At 39.9% G+C, this 22,215-nt stretch carries 27 protein-coding genes; 17 read left to right on the top strand and 10 right to left on the bottom strand.

Features of this window, described 5'->3' with window-relative positions; translation table 11 throughout:
* Positions 1 to 26: 26 nt before the first annotated feature.
* Both BOD01S_RS04245 and pepF read left to right on the top strand, forming a co-directional pair.
* Positions 27 to 1,136: a competence protein CoiA gene (locus BOD01S_RS04245; protein WP_052124894.1), complete on the top strand. Its 1,110-nt coding sequence runs from the start codon at positions 27 to 29 to the stop codon at positions 1,134 to 1,136.
* A gap of 62 nt (positions 1,137 to 1,198) precedes the next feature.
* On the top strand, positions 1,199 to 3,007 hold the full coding sequence (gene pepF, locus BOD01S_RS04240) for an oligoendopeptidase F (protein ID WP_036155741.1): 1,809 nt from the start codon (positions 1,199 to 1,201) through the stop codon (positions 3,005 to 3,007).
* A gap of 502 nt (positions 3,008 to 3,509) precedes the next feature.
* Here the strand turns inward: pepF and BOD01S_RS04235 are convergent.
* The 4 genes from BOD01S_RS04235 to BOD01S_RS04220 form a co-directional block, all read right to left on the bottom strand.
* Positions 3,510 to 4,322, bottom strand: coding sequence for a DsbA family protein (locus BOD01S_RS04235; RefSeq protein WP_036155744.1), 813 nt, complete (start codon positions 4,320 to 4,322; stop codon positions 3,510 to 3,512).
* The gene (locus BOD01S_RS04230) at positions 4,315 to 4,719 is read right to left on the bottom strand and encodes a globin domain-containing protein (protein WP_036155745.1); all 405 of its coding nucleotides are present in this window, start codon (positions 4,717 to 4,719) and stop codon (positions 4,315 to 4,317) included. The genes BOD01S_RS04235 and BOD01S_RS04230 overlap by 8 nt, the downstream gene beginning before the upstream one ends.
* Before the next feature lie 160 nt (positions 4,720 to 4,879).
* Positions 4,880 to 5,596, bottom strand: coding sequence for a lytic transglycosylase domain-containing protein (locus tag BOD01S_RS04225; protein WP_036155748.1), 717 nt, complete (start codon positions 5,594 to 5,596; stop codon positions 4,880 to 4,882).
* Between the two features lie 11 nt (positions 5,597 to 5,607).
* Entirely contained in the window at positions 5,608 to 6,195 is a 588-nt protein-coding gene (locus BOD01S_RS04220) for a CYTH domain-containing protein (protein ID WP_036155750.1), read from the bottom strand.
* Positions 6,196 to 6,314: 119 nt separating this feature from the next.
* On the opposite strand from BOD01S_RS04220, the gene BOD01S_RS04215 reads away from it, so the two are divergent.
* The 6 genes from BOD01S_RS04215 (at position 6,315) to BOD01S_RS04190 (ending at position 11,236) form a co-directional block, all read left to right on the top strand.
* Positions 6,315 to 6,707 carry a UPF0738 family protein gene (locus tag BOD01S_RS04215; RefSeq protein ID WP_036155752.1) on the top strand — a complete coding sequence of 131 codons (393 nt, stop codon included), beginning with the start codon at positions 6,315 to 6,317 and terminating at the stop codon, positions 6,705 to 6,707.
* Between the two features lie 68 nt (positions 6,708 to 6,775).
* Complete coding sequence (locus BOD01S_RS04210) at positions 6,776 to 7,447, top strand: GTP pyrophosphokinase (RefSeq protein ID WP_036155754.1); 672 nt, start codon at positions 6,776 to 6,778, stop codon at positions 7,445 to 7,447.
* A complete protein-coding gene (locus BOD01S_RS04205) occupies positions 7,444 to 8,238 on the top strand; it encodes an NAD kinase (protein ID WP_036155755.1) in 795 nt (264 codons plus the stop codon). Before BOD01S_RS04210 ends, BOD01S_RS04205 begins: the two co-directional genes overlap by 4 nt.
* A 12-nt stretch (positions 8,239 to 8,250) precedes the next feature.
* On the top strand, positions 8,251 to 9,156 hold the full coding sequence (locus tag BOD01S_RS04200; protein WP_036155758.1) for an RluA family pseudouridine synthase: 906 nt from the start codon (positions 8,251 to 8,253) through the stop codon (positions 9,154 to 9,156).
* A 365-nt stretch (positions 9,157 to 9,521) separates the two neighbouring features.
* Positions 9,522 to 10,898, top strand: a complete 1,377-nt coding sequence (gene mgtE / locus BOD01S_RS04195; protein ID WP_036155760.1) for a magnesium transporter — start codon at positions 9,522 to 9,524, stop codon at positions 10,896 to 10,898.
* A gap of 47 nt (positions 10,899 to 10,945) precedes the next feature.
* Positions 10,946 to 11,236 carry a hypothetical protein gene (locus BOD01S_RS04190; protein ID WP_036155762.1) on the top strand — a complete coding sequence of 97 codons (291 nt, stop codon included), beginning with the start codon at positions 10,946 to 10,948 and terminating at the stop codon, positions 11,234 to 11,236.
* Positions 11,237 to 11,405: 169 nt separating this feature from the next.
* Here BOD01S_RS04190 and BOD01S_RS04185 read toward each other — a convergent pair whose 3' ends face one another.
* Complete coding sequence (locus tag BOD01S_RS04185; protein ID WP_036155765.1) at positions 11,406 to 11,918, bottom strand: CotY/CotZ family spore coat protein; 513 nt, start codon at positions 11,916 to 11,918, stop codon at positions 11,406 to 11,408.
* A gap of 139 nt (positions 11,919 to 12,057) precedes the next feature.
* On the opposite strand from BOD01S_RS04185, the gene BOD01S_RS04180 reads away from it, so the two are divergent.
* From BOD01S_RS04180 to BOD01S_RS04160, 6 genes are all read left to right on the top strand, one after another.
* Positions 12,058 to 12,453 (top strand): YhcN/YlaJ family sporulation lipoprotein, encoded by a 396-nt coding sequence (locus BOD01S_RS04180; RefSeq protein WP_036156118.1) that lies wholly within the window; start codon positions 12,058 to 12,060, stop codon positions 12,451 to 12,453.
* A complete protein-coding gene (gene spoVAC, locus BOD01S_RS04175) occupies positions 12,454 to 12,909 on the top strand; it encodes a stage V sporulation protein AC (RefSeq protein WP_036155767.1) in 456 nt (151 codons plus the stop codon).
* On the top strand, positions 12,903 to 13,895 hold the full coding sequence (locus tag BOD01S_RS04170; protein ID WP_036155769.1) for a stage V sporulation protein AD: 993 nt from the start codon (positions 12,903 to 12,905) through the stop codon (positions 13,893 to 13,895). Before spoVAC ends, BOD01S_RS04170 begins: the two co-directional genes overlap by 7 nt.
* Positions 13,896 to 13,907: 12 nt before the next feature.
* Entirely contained in the window at positions 13,908 to 14,273 is a 366-nt protein-coding gene (gene spoVAE / locus BOD01S_RS04165) for a stage V sporulation protein AE (RefSeq protein ID WP_036155771.1), read from the top strand.
* A gap of 65 nt (positions 14,274 to 14,338) precedes the next feature.
* Complete coding sequence (locus BOD01S_RS22450; protein ID WP_081977992.1) at positions 14,339 to 14,500, top strand: YjcZ family sporulation protein; 162 nt, start codon at positions 14,339 to 14,341, stop codon at positions 14,498 to 14,500.
* Between the two features lie 12 nt (positions 14,501 to 14,512).
* The gene (locus BOD01S_RS04160; protein WP_036155773.1) at positions 14,513 to 14,758 is read left to right on the top strand and encodes a stage VI sporulation protein F; all 246 of its coding nucleotides are present in this window, start codon (positions 14,513 to 14,515) and stop codon (positions 14,756 to 14,758) included.
* A 275-nt stretch (positions 14,759 to 15,033) separates the two neighbouring features.
* Here the strand turns inward: BOD01S_RS04160 and BOD01S_RS04155 are convergent, their stop codons facing one another.
* The 3 genes from BOD01S_RS04155 to BOD01S_RS04145 all read right to left on the bottom strand — a co-directional run bounded on the left by BOD01S_RS04155 (position 15,034) and on the right by BOD01S_RS04145 (position 16,786).
* Entirely contained in the window at positions 15,034 to 15,462 is a 429-nt protein-coding gene (locus BOD01S_RS04155) for a GNAT family N-acetyltransferase (RefSeq protein ID WP_036156120.1), read from the bottom strand.
* Positions 15,463 to 15,466: 4 nt separating this feature from the next.
* Positions 15,467 to 15,982 (bottom strand): YjcG family protein, encoded by a 516-nt coding sequence (locus BOD01S_RS04150; protein ID WP_036155777.1) that lies wholly within the window; start codon positions 15,980 to 15,982, stop codon positions 15,467 to 15,469.
* Between the two features lie 84 nt (positions 15,983 to 16,066).
* On the bottom strand, positions 16,067 to 16,786 hold the full coding sequence (locus BOD01S_RS04145; RefSeq protein WP_036155779.1) for an alpha/beta hydrolase: 720 nt from the start codon (positions 16,784 to 16,786) through the stop codon (positions 16,067 to 16,069).
* Positions 16,787 to 16,972: 186 nt separating this feature from the next.
* Between BOD01S_RS04145 and BOD01S_RS04140 the strand changes: the two genes are divergently transcribed.
* Positions 16,973 to 17,554: a phosphatidylglycerophosphatase A family protein gene (locus BOD01S_RS04140; protein WP_036155781.1), complete on the top strand. Its 582-nt coding sequence runs from the start codon at positions 16,973 to 16,975 to the stop codon at positions 17,552 to 17,554.
* A gap of 489 nt (positions 17,555 to 18,043) precedes the next feature.
* Positions 18,044 to 18,841 carry a thermonuclease family protein gene (locus BOD01S_RS04135; protein ID WP_036155782.1) on the top strand — a complete coding sequence of 266 codons (798 nt, stop codon included), beginning with the start codon at positions 18,044 to 18,046 and terminating at the stop codon, positions 18,839 to 18,841.
* 343 nt (positions 18,842 to 19,184) lie between these two features.
* Here BOD01S_RS04135 and BOD01S_RS04130 read toward each other — a convergent pair whose 3' ends face one another.
* Entirely contained in the window at positions 19,185 to 19,784 is a 600-nt protein-coding gene (locus tag BOD01S_RS04130) for a TetR/AcrR family transcriptional regulator (protein ID WP_036155785.1), read from the bottom strand.
* 173 nt (positions 19,785 to 19,957) lie between these two features.
* Between BOD01S_RS04130 and BOD01S_RS04125 the strand changes: the two genes are divergently transcribed.
* On the top strand, positions 19,958 to 20,746 hold the full coding sequence (locus BOD01S_RS04125) for a tyrosine-protein phosphatase (RefSeq protein WP_036155787.1): 789 nt from the start codon (positions 19,958 to 19,960) through the stop codon (positions 20,744 to 20,746).
* Positions 20,747 to 21,257: 511 nt separating this feature from the next.
* Here BOD01S_RS04125 and BOD01S_RS04120 read toward each other — a convergent pair.
* The gene (locus tag BOD01S_RS04120; RefSeq protein ID WP_036155789.1) at positions 21,258 to 22,109 is read right to left on the bottom strand and encodes a TetR/AcrR family transcriptional regulator; all 852 of its coding nucleotides are present in this window, start codon (positions 22,107 to 22,109) and stop codon (positions 21,258 to 21,260) included.
* Positions 22,110 to 22,215: the final 106 nt, after the last annotated feature.

The raw sequence follows: 22,215 nt of genomic DNA, 5'->3' as shown, positions 1-22,215 counted from the left end.
TACAATGTGGCAAAGGAGGTTTAGTTATGCTAGTCGCAATCAATGAGCATGGGGAACATGTGACATTGACGGAAAGCTTAACAGAAGCAGCCTTACAGCGATTGCGTAAAACAAAAGTATATTGTCCTCATTGCAAGAAAGCATTGATTTTAAAAGCGGGTGCTATTAAAATTCCCCACTTTGCCCATACTGCCGATACAGCATGCGTTTCTTTATTTGCTGAAGGAGAGTCCTTTACCCATTTGTTAGGAAAGCAGCAGCTATATAATCATTTACAGCAATTAGGAGAAGAGGTACAGCTGGAATGTTATCTGCCCCATTTACAGCAGCGTCCTGATTTACTCGTCACAAGAAAGCGCCTCTATGCGCTTGAATTCCAATGCAGCCGGATTCCTCTCCCAATGATGGCGGAGCGGACAAAAGGCTATCAAACGGCCAATATCATGCCGGTTTGGCTGTTGAAAACACCGTCTTCCTTCCTCAAGAAAGGAACGGTCCTCAAATTTTCTCTTACCCAATTTCATCAGCAATTTATCCAAGATAATTATTTAATTACTTATGCCCCCGAAACTGAGCAATTCCATTATTTTTGCCATTTCTTTTTCCTTCAAGGGAATACCTTTTTAGCCCGGCTTATAAGCCTCTCTTTAAAGGAACAAGTCTTCCCATTTTATGAGCCAAAAAAGATGAGAAAAGAAGGATTTAATGAAATGTTTTCAGAATATACTAGGTATCGTCTGAGGTTTTTAAAGAACCGTCTTTTTTACAGCCAAAAAGGGGTAAGCGACCTGTTTTTACGTGCGGTTTACGAGCTGCGTCTCCCGCGTGAGAAGCTTCCCTTATTTATCGGAATACCCGTCACGCAGGCAAGCGGGATTCCTGTTTTTTCGGCGGAATGGCAGCTGCTATTTTTTTATTTTTTGTACTGCCATGGTTTGTCTGCTACGCAGGTTCGGGAAGATACTATGAAATATTTTCTTTCATGGGCCGGCTTCCCCGTTACGGAGCAAGCCTGTCGCGCAGTCACAGAGTATATACGCATATTAGAAAAGCTTTCTATAAGGAAAGTGGAGTCTTCCTACTCAATGGAGCAATTAATTGAGCTGGTTTTTGATCAAATTATTGCAATTGACTAAAAATATTGAGAAAATGGAAGAGAATTTCGATTATCGAAATATATTATTGGAGGATAGATAAGATGGCAAAAGAAGCATTATTACGAGAACAAGTTCCCGAGGAGCTGACTTGGGACCTCACATCGATTTTCTTTACAGATGAAGCATGGGAAGAGGAATTTAAGGCTGTTGAGGCGTTTGAGGAGCAGGCAAAAAGCTATAAAGGAAAAGCAACTGAGAGTGCCCAAAGCTTATATGATGCTTTACAGTTTGGGGACAAAATGAATGAGCGCTTTAGCAAATTGTATGTATACAGCCATCTAAAGCATGACCAGGACACTGGAAACGGTAAGTACCAGGCAATGGATAGCCGTGTGCGTTCATTAGGGGCAAAATTAGGGGCGGCATGGTCTTTCATCACGCCGGAAATTTTAATGCTTGATGAAGAGACGATTAATGAATATGTAGAAAGCTACGAACCTCTACAGCTGTATAAGCAAATGCTAAAAGAGCTGAATATGGGACGTCCGCATATTTTATCAGCAACAGAAGAGCAGCTGCTTGCGCAAATGTCTGAGATTACAGGTGTTTCCGGGGAGACGTTTAGTAAGCTGAATAATGCTGATCTGGAATTCCCGAAAGTTAAAAATGAAGATGGGGAAGAAGTGCGTATTACACATGGTTCCTATATTTCATTCTTGGAGAGTGCTGACCGAACTGTGCGAGAAGCTGCGTTTAGTGCTGTCTATGATACGTATGGAAAATTCCGGAATACATTTGCGTCCACGCTTGCAGGGAATGTAAAGGCACAAAATGTTAGTGCCCGTATCCGCAAATATGATTCTGCACGCCATGCAGCGATGAGCAATAACTTTATTCCTGAAAAGGTATACGACCAGCTTATTTCGACAATCCATGAGTATTTACCGCTGCTTCACCGATATGTAGCCCTTCGTAAAGAAGTCTTGGGATTAGATGAGCTGCATATGTATGATTTGTTCACACCGCTTGTGAAAGAAGCAAAAATGGATATGCCTTATGAAAAGGCAAAAGAGTTGATGGTGGAAAGCTTTGCGCCATTAGGTGAAGAGTACCAAAGTATTGTAAAAGATGGACTGAAAAGCCGCTGGGTAGATGTAATGGAAAACAAGGGCAAGCGAAGCGGTGCTTACTCTTCTGGTACATATGGTACAAATCCATATGTATTAATGAACTGGCAGAATAATGTAGATAACTTATTCACGCTGGCTCATGAATTTGGCCATAGTATGCACAGCTACTATACTCGACAAAATCAGCCGTACCCATATGCCAGCTATTCAATCTTTGTTGCCGAAGTAGCTTCTACATGCAATGAGGAATTGCTGTTTGATTACTTATTAAAAACAATCGATGATCCGCAGCAGAAAATTTATTTATTAAATCACTGGCTTGACAGCTTCCGCGGCACTGTCTTCCGTCAAACAATGTTTGCTGAATTTGAGCATATGATTCACGAAATGGATGCGAACGGTGAGGCATTGACAGCAGACAGATTGACGGAAGTATATTACGAGCTGAACGTCAAATATTTTGGTGACGCTGTAACAGTAGATAAAGAAATTGGGCTGGAATGGGCACGTATTCCTCACTTCTATTACAATTATTATGTATACCAATATGCAACAGGGCAAAGTGCTGCGACAGCATTAAGCAAAAAAATCCTGGAAGAAGGCGCACCAGCTGTGGAACGCTATATCAATAACTTCTTAAAAGCGGGCTGCTCTGACTTCCCTATTGAAGTTCTGAAAGCGGCAGGTGTCGATATGGAATCGCCTGAACCAATCGCTGAAGCTTGTAAAGTATTTGAGGAAAAATTAAATGAGCTTGAAAAATTGCTTTTAAACAAATAGGACAAAAGCCGTTAGAATCGTTCTAACGGCCTTTTTCTGTTTAAAATAGTATTTTTCTCGCTTGTTCTTTATTTTACTAAAATAATATTTAGGGATGTTATAAATCTAGTGTTTTTCTTTCTGAGGTTAGAAGGGGAACGTTGGTATAATAGTCTTTTGCAAGCGCTTTCTATTTGACGGATTTGTGAATTTCTATCTATTTTGTTGCAACGATTATTATTGTGTGCTAAATTATAAATGTGAAATAAATCACATAACAAACATACACCCCTTTGTTTGAACGTGAACATTTCTCCCATCCCCTTTGTGAAAAGAGGCGTCCTATCTGTCGAGGTTAGGGCGTCTCTTTTGTTTTTTACATAAAATTACTCGCATGAATTAAAATGAAATGGTTTATGCCCGTTAGTGCGAATAAACATATTTACAATAAAAAAACCGCCCAACAGCTGAGCGGCAATATAAAAAGCTATAAAAATATGAAAGAGACTATCTATAATTGCGGTTACTTTAAACGCCAAAGCGTCACATCTTCATTTGTTATGCGTTCAATTTTTTGCTGAAGCATACGTTTTTTCAATTCGCGTTCTGCTATAGCATAATCAACGGAGAAAATCTCGGCTATTTCTTCTGTTGTCAGAAGCTCGTATCGCTTAAATACATCTTCTATTGAAGGAATAGGCTGGGAAACAAGCTCTTCACCAAGCATCTCCTCTAAAATATGTTCATACACCTCATACTGATAGGAGCCGCTTACCTTTAACCCCTCATCTTCAATGCATTCATTGAAAAAGACGATGCTCGGTACGTCATCTACATCCATCTCGCGTGTGATATACAAATCACATTGAAATGCGCGGGCTGCTTCTTTGGAGCCGAAATCGATAGCGAATTCATTCATATCGAGTCCGACCTCTTCAGCTATTTCGAGAAGGGTAGCGTGAGAATTGACATTCTTTGTCTTTAATACTGCATATTGCTGCAGCTTCGTTAAATAGCGCGAACCTGCGCGTTTCCCTTGAAGCTCAGCTGCCTTAATAGCGATCGATGGAAGGACAGGATGGGCAATATCTAACTCATCACCGCCACAGCAGCCCTTCAATCGATTTGTTACAGAATTCAGCGCAGATAGTTCTGTGCTTAGTACATAGCGCCACGTGAAATAATGTTCATATTGGAGTTGAAGCTTGCGCAATATACTTTTCATTGCGAATGCCTTTGGGCAAAGCGGGTCAATGAAAATATATAATTCTACCGGCTTATAAGTAGTACTGGTAGTAGGTGCGGCAGGCTGTGGTAATAGCTGAACATTATTCATCGAATCCCCCCTCATCTTCATTCTCTGCATTGATCATATGATGAGCAGTCATAACAAGACGCTGGAAATACGTTTCACGGAATTGTCCGTCCAAACCAACCTCATCCATTGCTTCAGCCATACACTCGAGCCAAGCCTGCGCACGGTCAGGTGTAATTTTGAAGTTCATATGGCGAGCACGCATCATCGGATGGCCATGCTCCTCTGTATATAAATTAGGACCACCTAAATACTGGGTTTGAAACTGGATTTGCTTACGAATTGTTTCAGTTAAATCTTCCGGGAAGATTGGAATGAGGTGTGGATGCTTTGCGACGCGTGCATAGAAAGCATGGATTAGCTCCGAAAGCTTTTCAGCGCCAAGTTCCTCGTAAGGAATCGTATATTTTCGATTCATAGGTGCTACTCCTTTATGTCTAACTTCTTCTAGTATACGCGGTGACGTATACTTTGCTGCTTCACAAACGTATTTAGTAGACGATATGTTCATTCTAACAACGACTTTCGATTTTCACAAATAAAGAGCTCCAGCACGACTAGGATGAGATAAAAATAGGTTAGGCATTATATGTTGTTAATATTTTTTTTACATAGTTTTGTGTTTCCTTGAACGGTGGAATACCATTATATTTCGAGACATTCCCTGGTCCCGCATTGTATGCAGCAAGAGCCAAAGACATGTCCCCGTCAAATTTGTCCAACATTTGACGTAAATATTTAGTCCCGCCCATAATATTCTGAAACGGGTCTTTTGTATCTTTCACACCGAGAAATTTAGCGGTTGACGGCATAAGCTGCATGAGGCCGGATGCCCCGGATGAACTGACGGCATTTGGGTTGAATCCGGACTCCTGTTTGATCACTGCTTCAATTAATTTAGCAGGAACGTTAAATTTAGCTGCAGCCTCCTCGATAGCAGCCTGATAGTCTGTTCTGGAAGCGCTGGCTGCAGATGGAGAGGCCGCTGTAGATGAAGCAGAAAGTGATTGCAATACGGAAGCGGGAACATTAAGCTGCCCTTCATAAATAAGCGACTGCAGATAATCTGCTGTTCTTTCTTCATTATTTCCATACATATCCGCTATACTGGCGTGACTTCCAAGCAGGGCAGACCATTCTGACGCTTGGTCATTTCCCATGCTTTCTACCACTTCTTCGATAAGTTCAGAAAAGGCGGAAGAGCCGGTTCCTAAAACAGCGTTTGTTTGACTTTCACCACCAACTGATTGAATTGCCTGAATCTCCATTAACGTGCGTAATGATTGAATATCCATTTCATCGTCCCTTACTCAGATTGCTGCGCTAAAGCTTCTGCAAAGCGCGCGATTTTTTTCTTTGTATCTCTTTTTTCGATATGATGCGCTGCTAAAAAACGCTGGAAAACATCACTGCCTGTTTGTTCATCATTTGCTTCATATTCTACTTCATAATCCTCACATTGCAAATAAAAAGAATGGTCCAAAAAGAGTAGTCCGCCTTCGTACTCCAGTGCTACACGGTTTGTTGCAAGTGTACCAAATAGCTGTAATTGCTCAGGCTGAATATTCATCGCAAGGAGCCTCTCCTTAACACTCGGGGCATGGAAGCCTTTTCCTTGGATCATCTCCGCTGCTGCATCATCGGATAAGCGGTCGGTTGTTTCAAGATAAGCATTGTCCGTCGAGCGCTCCTTTAATGTGCATTCGATATGAGAAGGCAGTATACGGATACGAAGTCCGCTCATTGCCTTTTTTAAATGCTGCTGGGATGTATCGAAATAGTGGTTTTCCTGTCGTACAATTTGCTCCTGCTGCACATGAAAATGAGTGAGGAGGCGGTCATACTCATCTGCTGTTAATAAGTTTTTAAATTCGATTTCTAGCTCCTGGCTCATAAAATCACCCTTTCTGCTTGTCTAGGGACATTTCTATTCCTCAATTCTAAAAAGCACACTGCATACATGAAAGCTGTATGTTAAAATATGAAAAGATAAAGTGGAAAGGAAGAAATCCATTGCGTAACATATATAATATCGAAAATCATGTTGACATACATAATAAAATGACATTCCGTGTAAACGAAAAGGCACAGCACATTCACATTTCCCCTGCCAGACAGGTTATCGTTGACTCAGATGCATATGCCTTTATTTATATCGTAGAAGAAGACGGGGAGTTTAGTTATTTACACTTTGGTGAAGATACATGGCCTGCTCTCCTGAAGATGCTGCTATGTGGCGAGGATCCTCTTCTCTCTGTAGGGGAAGAGACGATAGAACTCCAGCAATTCCATGAAGAATTAGAAGGATTGATTTATAATATCGAAGGAAACAGTAATTACGGCGAGGAATTTGTCGCCCGTGTGGAAACTGCTTTTCAAGCGTTTTTAGCAGATGATGAAGTATAATATAAGAAAGTGGAAAGATGTGCTGACGAAGTGTTTTTCGTCGCCTCATTGTTGGGAGGTTATTTATTTTGGGACAGTGGGACGTTTTTTTAAGCCCTTACAAGCAAGCGGTGGACGAGCTGAAAGTAAAATTGAAAGGAATGCGCTCGCAGTTTGGTATTGTGAATGCAAACTCACCGATTGAATTTGTAACAGGACGAGTAAAGCCTCTGGCAAGCATATATGACAAATCATTACTTAAAGGTATACCATTCGAACCTTCCGACAAATTAGGTTCGGAGCTGCAGGATATTGCAGGTGTGCGTATTATGTGCCAATTCGTTGATGATATCTCGACTGTCACACAACTGATTCGTCAGCGTGACGATATGAAGGTTATTGAAGAAAAAGACTATATTACAAATAGCAAGCCAAGTGGCTACCGTTCACATCATATGATAATCGAGTACCCTGTCGAAACGGTGCAGGGACGCAAAATAGTAGTAGCCGAGATTCAAATCCGTACATTGGCGATGAACTTCTGGGCATCAATTGAGCATTCATTAAATTATAAATATAAGGGAGAGTTTCCCGACGAGATTAAAGACAGGCTGCAAAATGCTGCAGAGGCTGCCTTCCGCCTGGATGAGGAAATGAGCCAAATTCGTAGTGAGATTCAAGAGGCGCAAGCTTACTTTAATGAATATAAAGATGATCTAGCGATACTAAATAACTCGGAAAAGGAGCGTGACAAACCGTGAAGTTCGCCATCCAATCACGCCGCGATGTTCAATCGAATGAATTGATGGAGCTTGCCAAAACTTATTTGCAGGATTTTGGATTAGAGATCGACGAAGAAGAGCCTGAAATTGTGTTGTCAATTGGTGGGGACGGGACGCTTTTGCATGCATTTCACCGTTATTCCCACCGACTGGACAAAGTCGCATTTGTCGGTATTCATACGGGACATTTGGGTTTTTATGCAGATTGGAAGCCATCTGAATTGGAGAAGCTCGTCCTATCGATTGCGAAAAAGGAATTTAATTCAGTAGAGTATCCGCTGCTTGAAGTCCAGGTGCATCGTAATTCTTCGGATTCAAGTACGTATTTGGCACTGAATGAGGCGACGATTAAATCTCCAGACGTTACGCTCGTGATGGATGTAGAGTTAAACGGTAAACATTTCGAACGTTTCCGCGGGGACGGCCTATGTGTATCAACCCCGTCTGGGAGTACAGCCTATAATAAGGCGCTTGGGGGGGCGATTATCCATCCGACCCTGCATGCGTTCCAGCTGACTGAAATGGCTTCAATCAATAATCGTGTGTTTCGTACAGTCGGTTCGTCCCTAGTACTGCCAGCCCATCATAACTGTGTATTAAAGCCGGTAAATGATCAGAAATTCAATATGACGATTGACCATATCCAGATTATCCAAACTGACGTTAAGTCGATTTCATTTAATGTAGCAAACGAGCGTGTACGCTTTGCCCGGTTCCGTCCATTCCCGTTTTGGGAGCGCGTGCATGATTCCTTTGTTTCAAACGAGTAGTACGAGGGGAATATGAATAATAGATTTACAGTAACTTTCAATGCCAAACAACAAGGGCAGCTTCTAAGGGAGGCAATTAGTGAATTTGGTATTTCTAAACGGGCATTGACTGCGATTAAATTTGAAGGCGGCGAAATTCTGGTGAATGGCTGTGAGCAAAATGTCCGGTATATTTTGCAGGCTGGGGATGAGATTACTATTATCTTTCCGCAGGAGCAGATTAGTGATGGTCTGCTTCCACAGAAAGGCCCGCTTACTATTGTCTATGAGGATGAGGCGATCCTTGTTTTGAATAAGCCTGCCTATATGAGCACCATTCCGTCCCGGGAACATCCCAACGGCAGTATTGCCAACTATGTGGCAGGCTATTTTTTACAACAGGACATTGCGTCCACGGTCCATGTCGTAACAAGGTTGGACCGGGATACATCAGGGCTTTTATGCATTGCCAAGCATAGGCACATTCACCACTTGACAGGGCTGATGCAACAGGCAGGCACTATTCACCGTGAATATGAGGCAATCGTGCATGGACATGTACAGTCGCAAACTATTATTGCGCCCATTGGCAGGAAAGAAACGAGTATTATCGAACGGGAAGTAAGGGATGACGGCCAGCATGCCCATACAGATGTCTTACTGCTGGAGCAGCTGACGATTGACGGCCGGCCGTACTCCCATATCCGGTTGAAGCTCCATACAGGCCGGACGCATCAAATTCGTGTACACATGGCACATATCGGTCATCCACTGATCGGTGATGAACTGTATGGAGGACGCCGCGAGCTTATTTTAAGACAGGCGCTTCATTGTATAAAACTCCAGCTTAAGCATCCTGTCACTGATCAGGCACTGCTGTTCGAATGTAAATTGCCGCCCGATATGATGAATATAATAAACAAAAGATGTTCGGAATAGACGAGCATCTTTTATTTATTTCAGCGGCTGTCGTTGCAGATATACTTGTTTCTATTATGTAACCTATCTGTTGATCACTTGAATACAAGGCGATAGAGGGATTACAACTTATAAAAATAATACATCATTTACTGAAGACATAAGCAAATTGGCTGCAGCAGAAAACAGCTTTCTAGATTATTCACTTCTAGTAATTAGTGAATCGATATAGTTCGTTATTTCATAATATAAAGTTTTTGGTCTCATTATAAGTAATAAAGCGGAAATGTACCCAATACGAATGCAAAAATTTTGAGGGAAAGATAAATAATTATTTACGAATAGCTGCTCACACAACTATTATGTAATGTGAGAGGAGGGATTACATGGTCGAAAACAAACATGAAAAGGATGACGTCCAATATAATGAGGAATTTCTTTGCCGGCTATTAAGAAAAGAAGATATCCACTTATTCCGCGAGAACTTTTTAGCACTTCATCCGTACGATCAAGGGCAATTTTATGAGAAGGTTGGACCTGATATACGGGAGACCATGTATCATTTTTTATCTCCTCATGAAATGGCTGTTATCTTCCGGGAGTTGGAGCTGGAGGATGACAAATATCAGGATTTTCTAAAAGAAATGGATACTTCCTACGGTGCGGCAATGTTATCCGAGATGTATACGGATGACGCCGTAGACGTATTAAATGAGCTGGATAATAAGGAACGGGAAAGCTATCTGGAAATGATGGATAGCGAAACGGCTGAAGAAATCAATGAACTTCTCGGCTATGCTGAATATACGGCAGGAGCCATTATGACAACGGAGTATGTGTCGATTTTGGAAAGTTCTACGGTCCGTTCAGCTATGGCGGTTATGCGTAAAGAAGCGCCGACTGCTGAAACCATTTACTATATTTTCGTTGTAAATGATGGGCATCAGCTAACAGGTGTTTTATCATTGAGGGATTTAATCATCGCCGATGAGGATACATTGATTAAGGAGATTATGAGTGATCGTGTTGTCTTTGTTGGATTAAAGGACGACCAAGAAGAGGTCGCGCAAATTATGAAGGACTATAACTTTCTCGCTCTTCCTGTAGTGAATGACAATAAGGAGCTGCAGGGGATTATTACGGTCGATGATATTATCGATGTTATTGAGGAAGAGGCAAGTGATGACTATTCAAAGCTTGCCGGGATTTCAGATGTGGAGGATATAGATGATGGCCCGTTTAAATCGGCAAAAAATCGGCTGCCATGGCTCATTATCCTGCTGTTTTTAGGCATGCTGACAGCCAATCTCATGAGTCGCTTTGAAGAAACATTAGACCAGGTGGCGCTGCTGGCCTTATTTATCCCGCTCATTTCCGGTACATCGGGAAATAGTGGGACACAGGCACTGGCTGTAGCAGTACGAGGAATTGCTACTGGAGAAGTAAGCGAGAAAAGCAAGATGAAGCTACTGATGAGAGAACTGGTGACAGGCTTAATCATGGGCATAGTTTGTGCTCTCATCGTTGTAGGGATTATTTACTTCTGGAAGCATAGCCTAGTGATGGGTCTTCTTGTCGGAGGAGCGATCAGCTGCTCCATTTTGGTGGCGACGCTTGCCGGTTCATTTATTCCTTTACTGATTCACAAAATGGGCATTGACCCTGCTGTAGCATCGGGTCCTTTCATTACAACTTTAAATGATGTCACAAGCCTGATGATTTATCTTGGGCTTGCAACTATGTTTTTAAGTCAAATTATGTAGCAATGAGGCCTCCTCAGCATATCGTAAGGAAAAAAGGATGTGGACGGTTGGAGTATCCGTTATTATACATTCATACCCCGCCCCCTGCGCGCCAAATCGATGATGAAAGCACATCGATCTATGTAAGGAAGGAGCCGGTGCCATCGCTGATCATCCATCAGCTTCGATATTTTGCGCGCCCGACCAATAAGGAAAGACAGCTGTACCTTCAATTGAAAAATGGAGAGCACTTGATCGGAACCATTGTGAAGGTAAAAGGTGAAGAAGTGTTAATCCGTGCGTTGGAGCAGGAAATATGGCTGGCCGCGGAATCAATTGCTTATATTACGGCAAAATAAAGAGCAGATGCAATACGCATCTGCTCTTTTAATTTTGATAGAGATATTAGGTATTTGCGCCTGCTGCTCGAGGATGCTTTGTTTGCTTCCCGCATATGCAAGCACATTTGTTGGAAGCCTCCAACGCTCATCAGAACTATGCAGGCGCTTTAGCGCTTTTATTCTTTGGTTAGTTACAAATGCCAAGGTCAACGTCAGCAATACATTGAACCGCACAGAAGCAGTTCAAGTCCACTGTGATACAGCTATCAGATGCAGCAAAGTATTCAACCGCACAAATAGCACCTAGGTTCAGTTTCGTACCGCAATCTGTTAATAGAGGCACTGCGTCGCCACCGCGGTCGTACAACGGAATCAACACGCGTAAAGTAGCACAGCAGTCATCGAAAATGTCTTCTACACGGAAGAATACAGATGTACAGTAGTCATACTCCTCTGAAGAGTATGATGCCATGAAAGGAACACCTGTTTTTGTTAGTAATGTAAATACTCGCGTATCTGCTGCATTACGTGCAGGACTCACGATACCACCAAGCGGCTCTAAGAAACAGTTTGTTGTACATGTTGAACACTCATCTTCTGTAGCTTGGTTTTGGATATCTAAAATGGCGCGTACAACTTCGCATACACAGCCTCTGTGATGGTCACCAAATCCACCTACGCTCTCTCTTCCACAACCCATATATTCACCTCCCTGTATGTGAATTCTTTCTACAATATGAAAGTGCACACTGTGGATTAGGGCGATTGCTATGGTTGAATAAAATTTACTGCGTGGGACGATACTATACACAAAAAGGAGGTGCAGGAAATTGAGAGGGATGCTGCTCACTTTATGCTGCTGCCTATTACTTGCCGGGTGCGGGAATACGGACGAAAAGCTTACAACCTTTTATGCTACATATGATGGCGAAAAAGAAACCGAAATTGAGGACATGCTAGATAAGCAAAAGGATATTGAGCATGCCAATGTCATTTTGGTAGATGATCAATTGCTTGTTGCCATGCAAGTGAAGCCGTGGAAGAAGTATAAAAAGAGATCCATCGAAAAAAAAGTGGAAGATGAGCTGAAAAAGGACTATCCGAACCTACAGTTAATTGTCTCAGCAGATTTTAAACTGCACTGGGAATCAGCAAAGCTGATTGAAAAGAATGAGACAAAAAATTTAAGCAAAAAACTGGAAGATTTGAGGAAGTTAGCAAAGGAGGAAACATAAGTGAACGAGCAGCGATATCAAACAATTGAACAGCAAATCAGCCCCAAGCCCCCTATAGGGATGAATATGCTTAAAGCTTTTTTAGTAGGAGGAATCATTTGTGCTATTGGACAAGCGATTTCATATTTTTATATTATTTTTTTTGATTTTACAGAACAAACAGCGGGGAATCCTACGGTGGCAACAATTATCTTTATCGCGATGCTGCTGACAGGCTTTGGCCTGTACCGAAAGCTTGGCCAGTTTGCGGGTGCAGGAAGTGCAGTACCAGTATCAGGCTTTGGAAATGCCGTTATTTCTGCCTCGATTGAACACCGGACAGAAGGATTTGTCCTTGGAGTTGGCAGCAGTATGTTCAAGCTCGCCGGATCAGTCATTTTATTTGGGGTTGTGTCAGCATTTTTTGTGGCACTTATTAAACTTATTTTAGTAACTATTGGGGTGGTATCATGGTAATCGTATTTGGGACAAAGCCGGCAATTTTAGCATGTGCGGCTGTTACAGGGCCGCTTGAAAAACGGAGTGTCTTCAAGTCTTATTTTGATACTATTATGGATGATGAGCGGTTCCAGGAAAATACGAATGAAAAGGGCCAAATGGTACTCGTACAAGAAGCATGCCAAGTTTTGATGAAAAAGGCGGATGTGAAAAATTTAGATATTGATTATTTCTTAAGCGGTGACCTTGTGAACCAAATGACACCAACCAGCTTTGCGGCAAGAGAGCTTGCCGTTTCTTTCATTGGTTTATTTGCCGCCTGTGCCACAGCTGTTTCTTCCCTCATTATTGCCGGGCTTTTAACGGAACTCGGGGCATCCAACTTTGCGATTGCAGGAGCGAGCAGTCATCATAATGCAACGGAGCGCCAATTCCGTTATCCAGTGGACTATGGAGCACAGAAACCTGCCACAGCCCAATGGACAGTGACAGCAGCAGGGTTTGCACTTGTTGGGAAATATCATGAGGGTATGCCTTATATGGCAGCAGCAACTGTCGGGAAAGTAATTGATTATGGGCAGGATAATCCATTTCATATGGGGGCGGCGATGGCTCCGGCTGCTTATAGTACCATAACTACTCATTTAAAGAAGCGCAACCAGAAAATAAGCGATTATGATGTTATTTTCACGGGCGATCTCGGAAAGATTGGCCTTAAGCTATTAAAAGCGATGTTTGCCGAGGATGGTATTAAAAGTGAGGAACTGAATATTCTCCGGGATGGGGGAGAAGAATATTTTGGCGAAGATACGCGCTTCCAGGCAGGAGCAAGCGGTGCAGGGTGCTCTGCCTCCGTCTTTTATAGCTATGTTGATCTTCAGATGAGAACAGGCCGCTATAAAAAGGTGCTCCTAGTAGCCACTGGTGCCCTGTTATCACCACTTTCCTATCAGCAGGGGGAGACGATTCCCTGTATCGCACATGCAGTAGAATTAACAGTATAGGAGGAAACAGGGATGATTTACTCGTTTATTTTTGCCTTCATTGTAGGGGGGCTTATTTGCGTAATCGGCCAGCTGTTGATGGATGTAGGCAAGCTGACTCCTGCCCATACATTATCTCTCCTTGTAGTAGCAGGATCGATTTTGGGCGGGCTTGGCTTGTATGAATATTTGATTGATTTTGCGGGTGCCGGTGCCACTGTACCGATTACCTCGTTTGGAAATTCCCTTACCGGCGGGGCGATAGCTGAGGCAGAAAAACACGGCTGGATTGGTGTGCTGACAGGGATGTTTGAAGTAACAAGTTCAGGGATAAGTGCAGCAATCGTATTTGGTTTTATTGGCGCCTTACTTTTTAAACCTAAAGGAACAATCGACTAGACGTATATCCTCCTTTCATTTGCTTTTGTTACATACATTAGCAAGTAGAAGGGAGGTGTTTTTTTATGGGTGGCTATTATAACTATGGCTGGCAAGGTGGTGTTGGCCAACAACAATGCTATTATAACTACGGCTACGGCGGAGGTTACGGCGGAGGCAGTAATGTATTCGTATTGATCGTAGTATTATTTATTTTATTAATTATCGTAGGTAGCGTTATCATCTAAGGAGGGAAGCGTGTGGAACCGTTTTTCAGACAGGTCGAAAAAAAGACCGGTGTCCAGTTTGAGGAAATACTAGCGCTTGCCAATGCGATTCAACACGCTGATTTTTCGAATGAAAAACAAGTACGTAAAATTGTTCGTAAAGTGGGCAAACTGGCAAACCGTCCGGTAGATTCAACACTGGAAGATAAAATTGTAAAGTCCATCATGCAGGATGGGCAATCTCTTGACTTAAATAAAATTGAAAAAATGATGAGATAAAAAACAGGGCTATCCAGAAAGTATTTACTTTCTGGATAGCCCTATTATTCTTGATTACTATTTGCGGTAAATCTTTGCTTTAGTAGCAGTCATATCAACATGCCGCTATTCCTGTTGCTAGCGGAGCACATTGCCATGAATTTTCAGCCGCTGCCTTTTCGTAAAACGGAGCTGCGACTGGGTATTGTGCCGTACTCAAGAAAGGCCAGAGGGGAAGCGATGCAGTACATGCCTAGACATTGCTTCATTACCTTTTCTGCCCGTCCCTTTATTGCTTAAATTACTTTTTCCATTGCCCGGTGCGGGATATAGGCATCTAAAAATTCTGGGGAAGTAACTATATAACCAAGCTTTTCGTAAAATGGGATTGCATAGCTTTGGGCATTTAGTTTGAGTTTTTTCCACCCGTATTCCACAGCATATTTTTCTACCTGTTCCATAATTAATATACCAAGCCGTTTTCCGCGGTATTCCTTGAGAACACAAACACGCTCTATTTTTCCAACTCCCGGAGAAACTTCACGTACACGGGCTGCTGCGATCGTATGGTCATCTTCCTGGACAATGAAATGCGCAGCTGTTTTATCAAATTCATCGAGTTCTAAATGAAGCGGAACACCCTGCTCCTCGACAAATACTTTCTTCCGGACGTCAAATGCTAATTGTTTTTCTTCTTCCGTAGTGACTAGTTTTACAGTAAACAAAACCTCATTCAGCTCCACTCAATCTAAATGTCTCATAAGTCGTCCATGAACCATCCTGCAATTGATAAAGAAGGTGGAATCGGTCGATTGTTTCTTTTTCGTCTACACCTGTCATGCGCAGTTGGCCGAAAATGTCATCATGTTCAGAATCCGTCATTTTTTGAGCAATTGTAATATGAGGGACGAAAACATGTTTTGATTGGCCGATTTGTAATTGGTCCTGAATTTCATTATGAATGTTTTCAAGCTGAGGTGTTGGCTCAATTCGGAAATAAATCGCATTTGTCGTTGGGAAGAACGAACTGATACGAGAAGCATGAATTTCCAACGGAGCAAAGCGCTTAGCGATATCCTCTAGCTTCTTCGTAATTTCTCCGATTTCTGTTTCATCTGCTTCAAACACGTCCTTCAAAGTCATATGCGGTGTAATCAGCGCATAGTGTGGGTCATAGCGCTTACGATACGTATTCGCCAAATCTTGTAGTTTTTTTGATGGAAATGCAACAATACCGTACTTCAAAGTTCATTACCTCCCGGAAATTCAAATTTCTCTTCATATTTAGTATAACAGATTGAATAGTCTTTGCGCGATTAGATGAAAAGATTATCCGAAATTTTCAATCAATGCCCTCTTTAAATCAGGTTTCCAATATTTCCATGTATGATTCCCGTTGAATTCTTCATAAAATGTGTCATAGCCCATTTCGACCATCAGTTTATGCATTTGGCGGTTGGGCGTCAAAAAGTCTTTGACAGTTTGATCATGTAATACTACTTTGTTTTCCTCTGTTCCAATGACATGGTAAATAGAAAGCTGGTCAAATTCTTTTGTTGAGCGTACTTTTTCCATAACAAGCTCATCCACATAGGGAGAGTGAAGAATGGCTTTACCAAAAATATTAGGGTACTTGACAGCTGCAAGCAGGGACGCTGTAGCCGCCATGGAATCGCCGATTAACCCGCGGTTTGAACCAAGGGCATTTGTCGAAAACTCCCGATCCAAATAAGGTACAAGCTCATGAGCTAAAAAGCGCAAATATGCTTCATGTTGGTCCCCTGAAGGAATGTATTTGCGTTTTCGGTCTTCTACACTCTTATAGGGAACACCGACAATGATTAAATGCTCGATTTCATAATCATTGATCAACTCATCAGCGAGCCGGGGAATACCGCCAAGCTGGAAATAATCTTTCCCGTCGGAAGCGATTAAAATATTGTACCTGTATAGTGGAGTATAGTTGGCAGGAATATAAATCAGCAGCTGCATCTGTTCCTGCAAGCATTCACTATAAAAATTAATGTCTTGAACGGTTCCTTTATCCACAGATGTCACTCCTTCTCATTGTTGTAACGAAATTGTATCATATAGAATAATAAAGGTGTAATATGTAGGTAATGTTTGTTCTGCTTGCCGGCTCAAATAGGAAGAAAGCTTAGGATGCGTTCTCTACCTTCTTGCGCTTTTTAAGAGCCGATCTTATATAAATACGTAAAGAAATGGAGATTGACTATGCATAATAAGAAACTTCGTGTCCATTCAGATGAAGTGGTAGCGGCAACACGGGCAGCTTTAATACGCCGTGGTGTCACAATAGATGCAATAGCAGAAATTGTGTATGAAATGCAAAAGCCTTACAATCCAGGTTTGGAGATTGCGCATTGTATAGAGTCGGTGGAACGGGTCCTGCTGAAGCGGGAAGTGCAGCATGCTGTCCTTGTAGGAGTAGAGCTTGATGAATTGGCGGAAAAAAAGATGCTATCAGAGCCTCTGCAGTCAATTGTAGAAAGTGATGAGGGGCTGTTCGGCGTTGATGAGACGATTGCGCTTGGTTCGGTCTTCACATACGGAAGTATTGCTGTCACGACATTCGGCCATTTGGATAAGCAGAAAATCGGTGTTATTGAAAAGCTAGATACAAAAGCCGGTGGCGGTGTCCATACGTTTCTTGATGATCTAGTGGCGAGCATTGCAGCCTGTGCCGCATCTCGTTTAGCCCATAGAATGCGCGATTTAGAAGAAGAAGGCGAAACATTTGCTGATGTGCCGCCTGTTGTACTTGGGCCAAATCCAAAAATAAAGCCTGAAGAGTAAATATTCCGCCATTTACGTTTTCGTAAATGGCGTTTTTTTTAGTTATCGATTATGATAAATAGTCGGTAGTATATTTAGTGAAGGAGAAAGCGAGTAAATAAAGCTTAAAGATATTAAAACCTTCATCACCAAGCGGAATGAATTATATATTATTCGGATCTTCGGTATTTGAAACTGAAGATTTTTTAATGAACAAGATAAAATTCAATTAATTATTGAGAAAACTCTTTAGCAGAAAATAAATCAAATTCATTGTGATATTGGGTCGCTTTATTGATAATAGAGGTAAGTAAAGTATTAATGAATGTTAGAAGAGAGGTACTAAAAATGAGTGATAAAGATATTAAAACGTTAATTACTAGCGGAACGATTATTTTCGCTGTTGTGATGTATTTGATATTTAAATGAAATTTTAGATCTTCAGTTTATAATTCAACTGAGGATTTTTAGTTTTAAGAGAACACAGGATTAAGAAAGTAGGATACTGAGTTGAAAAAGGTCTTTTTTGCTTTGTTCTTTTCTACATTGCTTTTAAGCGCATGTACAGAAGAAACAGATACGAATATTATGGAAAGTGAAGATATACAAGGTATTGCAGCCACAGCAAAAGAAACTGCAGAAAAGCATGATATAAGTAAGTTCGAAGAATATGACCTGCAGGAAATAATTGATGGTGACACAATTAGAATAAAATATAATGGCAGTTCCGAAAAAGTGCGTTTTTTACTTATAGATACACCTGAAACTAATCATGAGACATTAGGGGAACAACCATATGGACCTGAAGCAAAAGAATTTGTTAAGAAGCTTTTAGAGGGACAAGACACGGTTTACTTAGAATTCGATGTTTCATATCGTGATAAATATAAACGTCTATTAGCATATATTTATACGAAAGATGGGATTAGTATTCAAGAACAGCTTTTGAAGAATGGTTTAGCCCGTGTGGCTTATATTTATGAGCCAAATACAAAACATGTTGATTGGTTTAAATCGATTCAAGAAACTGCACAAAAATCAGCTGTTGGCATTTGGTCTGTAGAAGATTATGTAACGAATCGGGGCTACGACAAAGATGCTTACAATGCTGCTGTAAAAGAAAACAAGGAAGAGTCTAGTACAAGAAATGATGAAAACAGCTGTGTAATCAAAGGTAATATTAATTCAAAAGGCAATAAAGTATACCACATGCCCGGGCAAAAAGATTATAAAAATACAGTAGCTGAAGAAATGTTTTGTACTGAAAAAGAGGCAAAGGAAGCTGGATTTATTCCAGCCAAGCAATAGATCAATATAATCATTTGGTAATTTATAAATTACCAAATGATTATATTGCAACAATAACCAAATTGATCACTCCGTTTGACTTTCTTCCCGCCATGTATTCTAAAAGCTTTGAATTAATTTTGGCTGAACTATATAACTTTTAAATACGGCCGATCAATCTTTCTTCTAAATGAGTTCGTTTAATTTATCTCCAAAATAGCTTTCCCATGGATTTTTAATTAAATCTTAACTTAAAATCTGTACATTTATTGTGCATATTTATAAACGCCTCTTCTGGTATAAACGTATAAAAACCGTATTGATTCCACTTTACGAAAGTTGAATAATTTTATAGCTGAAAGCACTAATTTTTTTCTTTTAGTAAGCCTTCTACTACAAATTCAATAATCTTATCTTTTACTATTGGGAAGATATCATCGCCTATTTCATTTTTATGTAAGCGTAGTGTCAGCACTGCCTGCATAATTCCTACAATGACTCTAGGGTCATTTGTTGGTAATGTACCTTGTTCCATTAATAAGTTAACTGCTTGAACCCCTCTCACTGCATTCATTTGATTAAATTCCAACATTTGAGCTGGTAATTTACGTATCAGTCGATCATGGTCATCATTTTCAAAAAATTGGTGTAGAAAAGGGTTTTTTTCAACTGAGTCGAAAGAAAAATGAAAGAATGAGTGCAACAACTCTTTTGATGTAAGATTTTTTCGAAACAGTTCATTTAGAACCCCCTCACGAACTTCAACTTCATTTATTAATATTTCATAATAAAGCTCTTCTTTGGAATCGAAAAACTTATAAAATGTTCCTTTGGCAATCCCGCACTCTTTAATTATTTCATCAATACTCGTCTTAGCAAGACCGTATTTGATAAAGATACTGCGACCTTTTGTTAAAAGATCTTGTCTAATGTGTTCTCTTTCTTTATCGGTAAATTTCGGCATTTTTATCTCCTTTAAATTTATATGACTTTTTGTGGATTTTTAGTCACGTATAATTTATACTATACCACATATAGTCGAAACAGAGGTGAAAATAATGCCGTCTTCATCACTTTTTATGACTATAAGAACTATTAAAGTCATATAAATTTAATTAAAAAGTTAAGGAGAAAAGTATGAGAGTTATAGGTGAAAATCCGGTTAAATTTGACAGTCTTTATAATTTCCGAGACATCGGGGGATTTATAACGAATGATGGGAGGGTAATGAAAAAGGGGGTTCTATTTCGCTCTGATGAGCTATCGAGGCTTTCAGTCAAAGATATAGATGTATTTAATCATTTAAAAATAAAATTAATCTGTGATTTAAGAACAGACCAAGAAAGAAAATCTAAGCCTAGTAAATTTTCTTCAGGACATACCATAAAGGTGATGAATATTTCTATTCAAGATAGAAGTCAAGAATTCACACGTTTTGAATTTTTTAAATTTCTAGTAAGTAATTCAACTTCAATAAATTTTGAAACAATTATGAAAGATATGTACTACAATATGGCCTTTGTTAACAATTCTAAAATTAATGAAGTAATTACATTGCTTTCTGAGCAAGATCACTTACCTGCGTTAATTCATTGTACTGGAGGGAAAGATCGAACCGGCTTCATTTCTGCACTGATACAATTGATGGTTGGAGTTCCATATCATAAAGTAATGGAGGAATATTTGTACTCCAATCATTTAATTGAACCTAAAATGAAAAAAGCAGAGAAAATGATCAGATGGATGAGCCTTTTTCAAGTATCTTCAGAGCGGATAAAACCAATGTTAGAGGTTCGAAGAGAATATTTGGATGATATTTATAAAGAAATCATTAACCAATATGGTGATATAGAAACTTATTTATGTGATGGTTGCAGTATAAAACAACAGAGTATATCAAGATTAAAAAATATGCTCCTTGAATAATAAATTTAAAAAAACACTGCTTTATTTTAAATAATTTTTTATTTACTTACGATATGACTAATAGAACAAAAAAAGTCACTATGTTTCTTTTTTGAAAAGAAATTTTAATGGAAGTGAATGAGAATATCTTGGGAGAATGACTTTCAACCAAAGGCTAGTTGTTTATTTATACGTTGAGGACATAGTAAATTAGAGTAGAATATTAAAAAGGATAATCTGAAAAGTTTATGTGACTGATGTGGTCCAATTTGTTAAAGAAATAAAACTTCTGAACTCCTATTATTATTGTCACTCTCTGGACGAGATGGCTGGAATATAAATAGCGGCGTATTAGTTTGGACTAATAATTGGTGAATCCTCTTTACATTTAGAAGTATTCCATTTCTTTTTTATCCTTCTTTTCTTATTATTTTGGCTGACGTTATATAAAGTTGGTTTTGATTCCTTTGAATAAGCAAAAAAATTGTCAACAAAGTCCTATAAAAGGCTTTGTTGACATAAAAAGTGTAATTTATTTATTGCTTTGTTTGTGAATAATATTAAATACTTCATTCAATAGCTGTTCATTTCCTGAAAGAGAGGGAGCTATTATTTTTAACTGCCGCATGGCCCCTTCACAAACACCCCATCTTATATATGAGCTTTGAATTTCCTCCAAAATAAAATTAATTAATTCTTGGGCTTCTTGAGGGAATTTGTTTTGATTCGATGTTAATAATTTCTGGATATTACTAATGGCAGTTTCTTGACTCTCATATGAACTCGGTGATTTATATGGGAAGAGAATTTGATTAGTTTTTTTTGTTATTTCAATATTTTTCTCTAAACGTAAAATATTATAATCTAAAATATCCGAGCTATTGAGATTCAGCTTCATCTGATCAGAATATCTAAATTGATAGCCTAATCCTCCAATAAAGTGAGTAGATAAATCCATTGCACTCTCCTCTATTTCATTACCGTAAACCTCTATTAAGCGATTGGCTAGCCAGTTCAGTTCCTTATAATGGCTTTTCACCATATATTTTTGCAGCTCTTCATCATTTTCTCCTAAAGAAATATTATATAACTCTGCAATTTTCTCGGTTCCATAGATGGAATGTTTTGCTCGAAGCTGAGAATAAAAAATTTGTTTATCGTTAGGCTGGCCTTCAAATAGCAACATATTTTGCTGCTCTTCTACTTTCTCATCGACCTTTTGGATGATATGAAGAATTAATTGGGATTTTGTAGAGAAGTATTTATAGAATGTCCCTTTTGATACTTTGGAAAGCTCCAGGATATCCTGGATAGCGGTATCGTGATAGCCTTTTGTCCTGAATAGTTGTTTAGCCACTTCAATGATTTTTTCTTTTTTACTCATATCTTTAACACCCCTGAAATTATTGACATTGTTATTATAACATATTATCATGGAAATGAACTCGAGTATAAAATATTGAACGTACGTTTACTCTTTGTGAAAGGAA

Origin of the sequence: Lysinibacillus odysseyi 34hs-1 = NBRC 100172, from assembly GCF_001591965.1 — a bacterium.
GTDB lineage: Bacteria > Bacillota > Bacilli > Bacillales_A > Planococcaceae > Lysinibacillus_B > Lysinibacillus_B odysseyi.
Note: the sequence above shows the minus strand (reverse complement) of the source record. Positions and strands in the feature narration are given on the sequence as shown.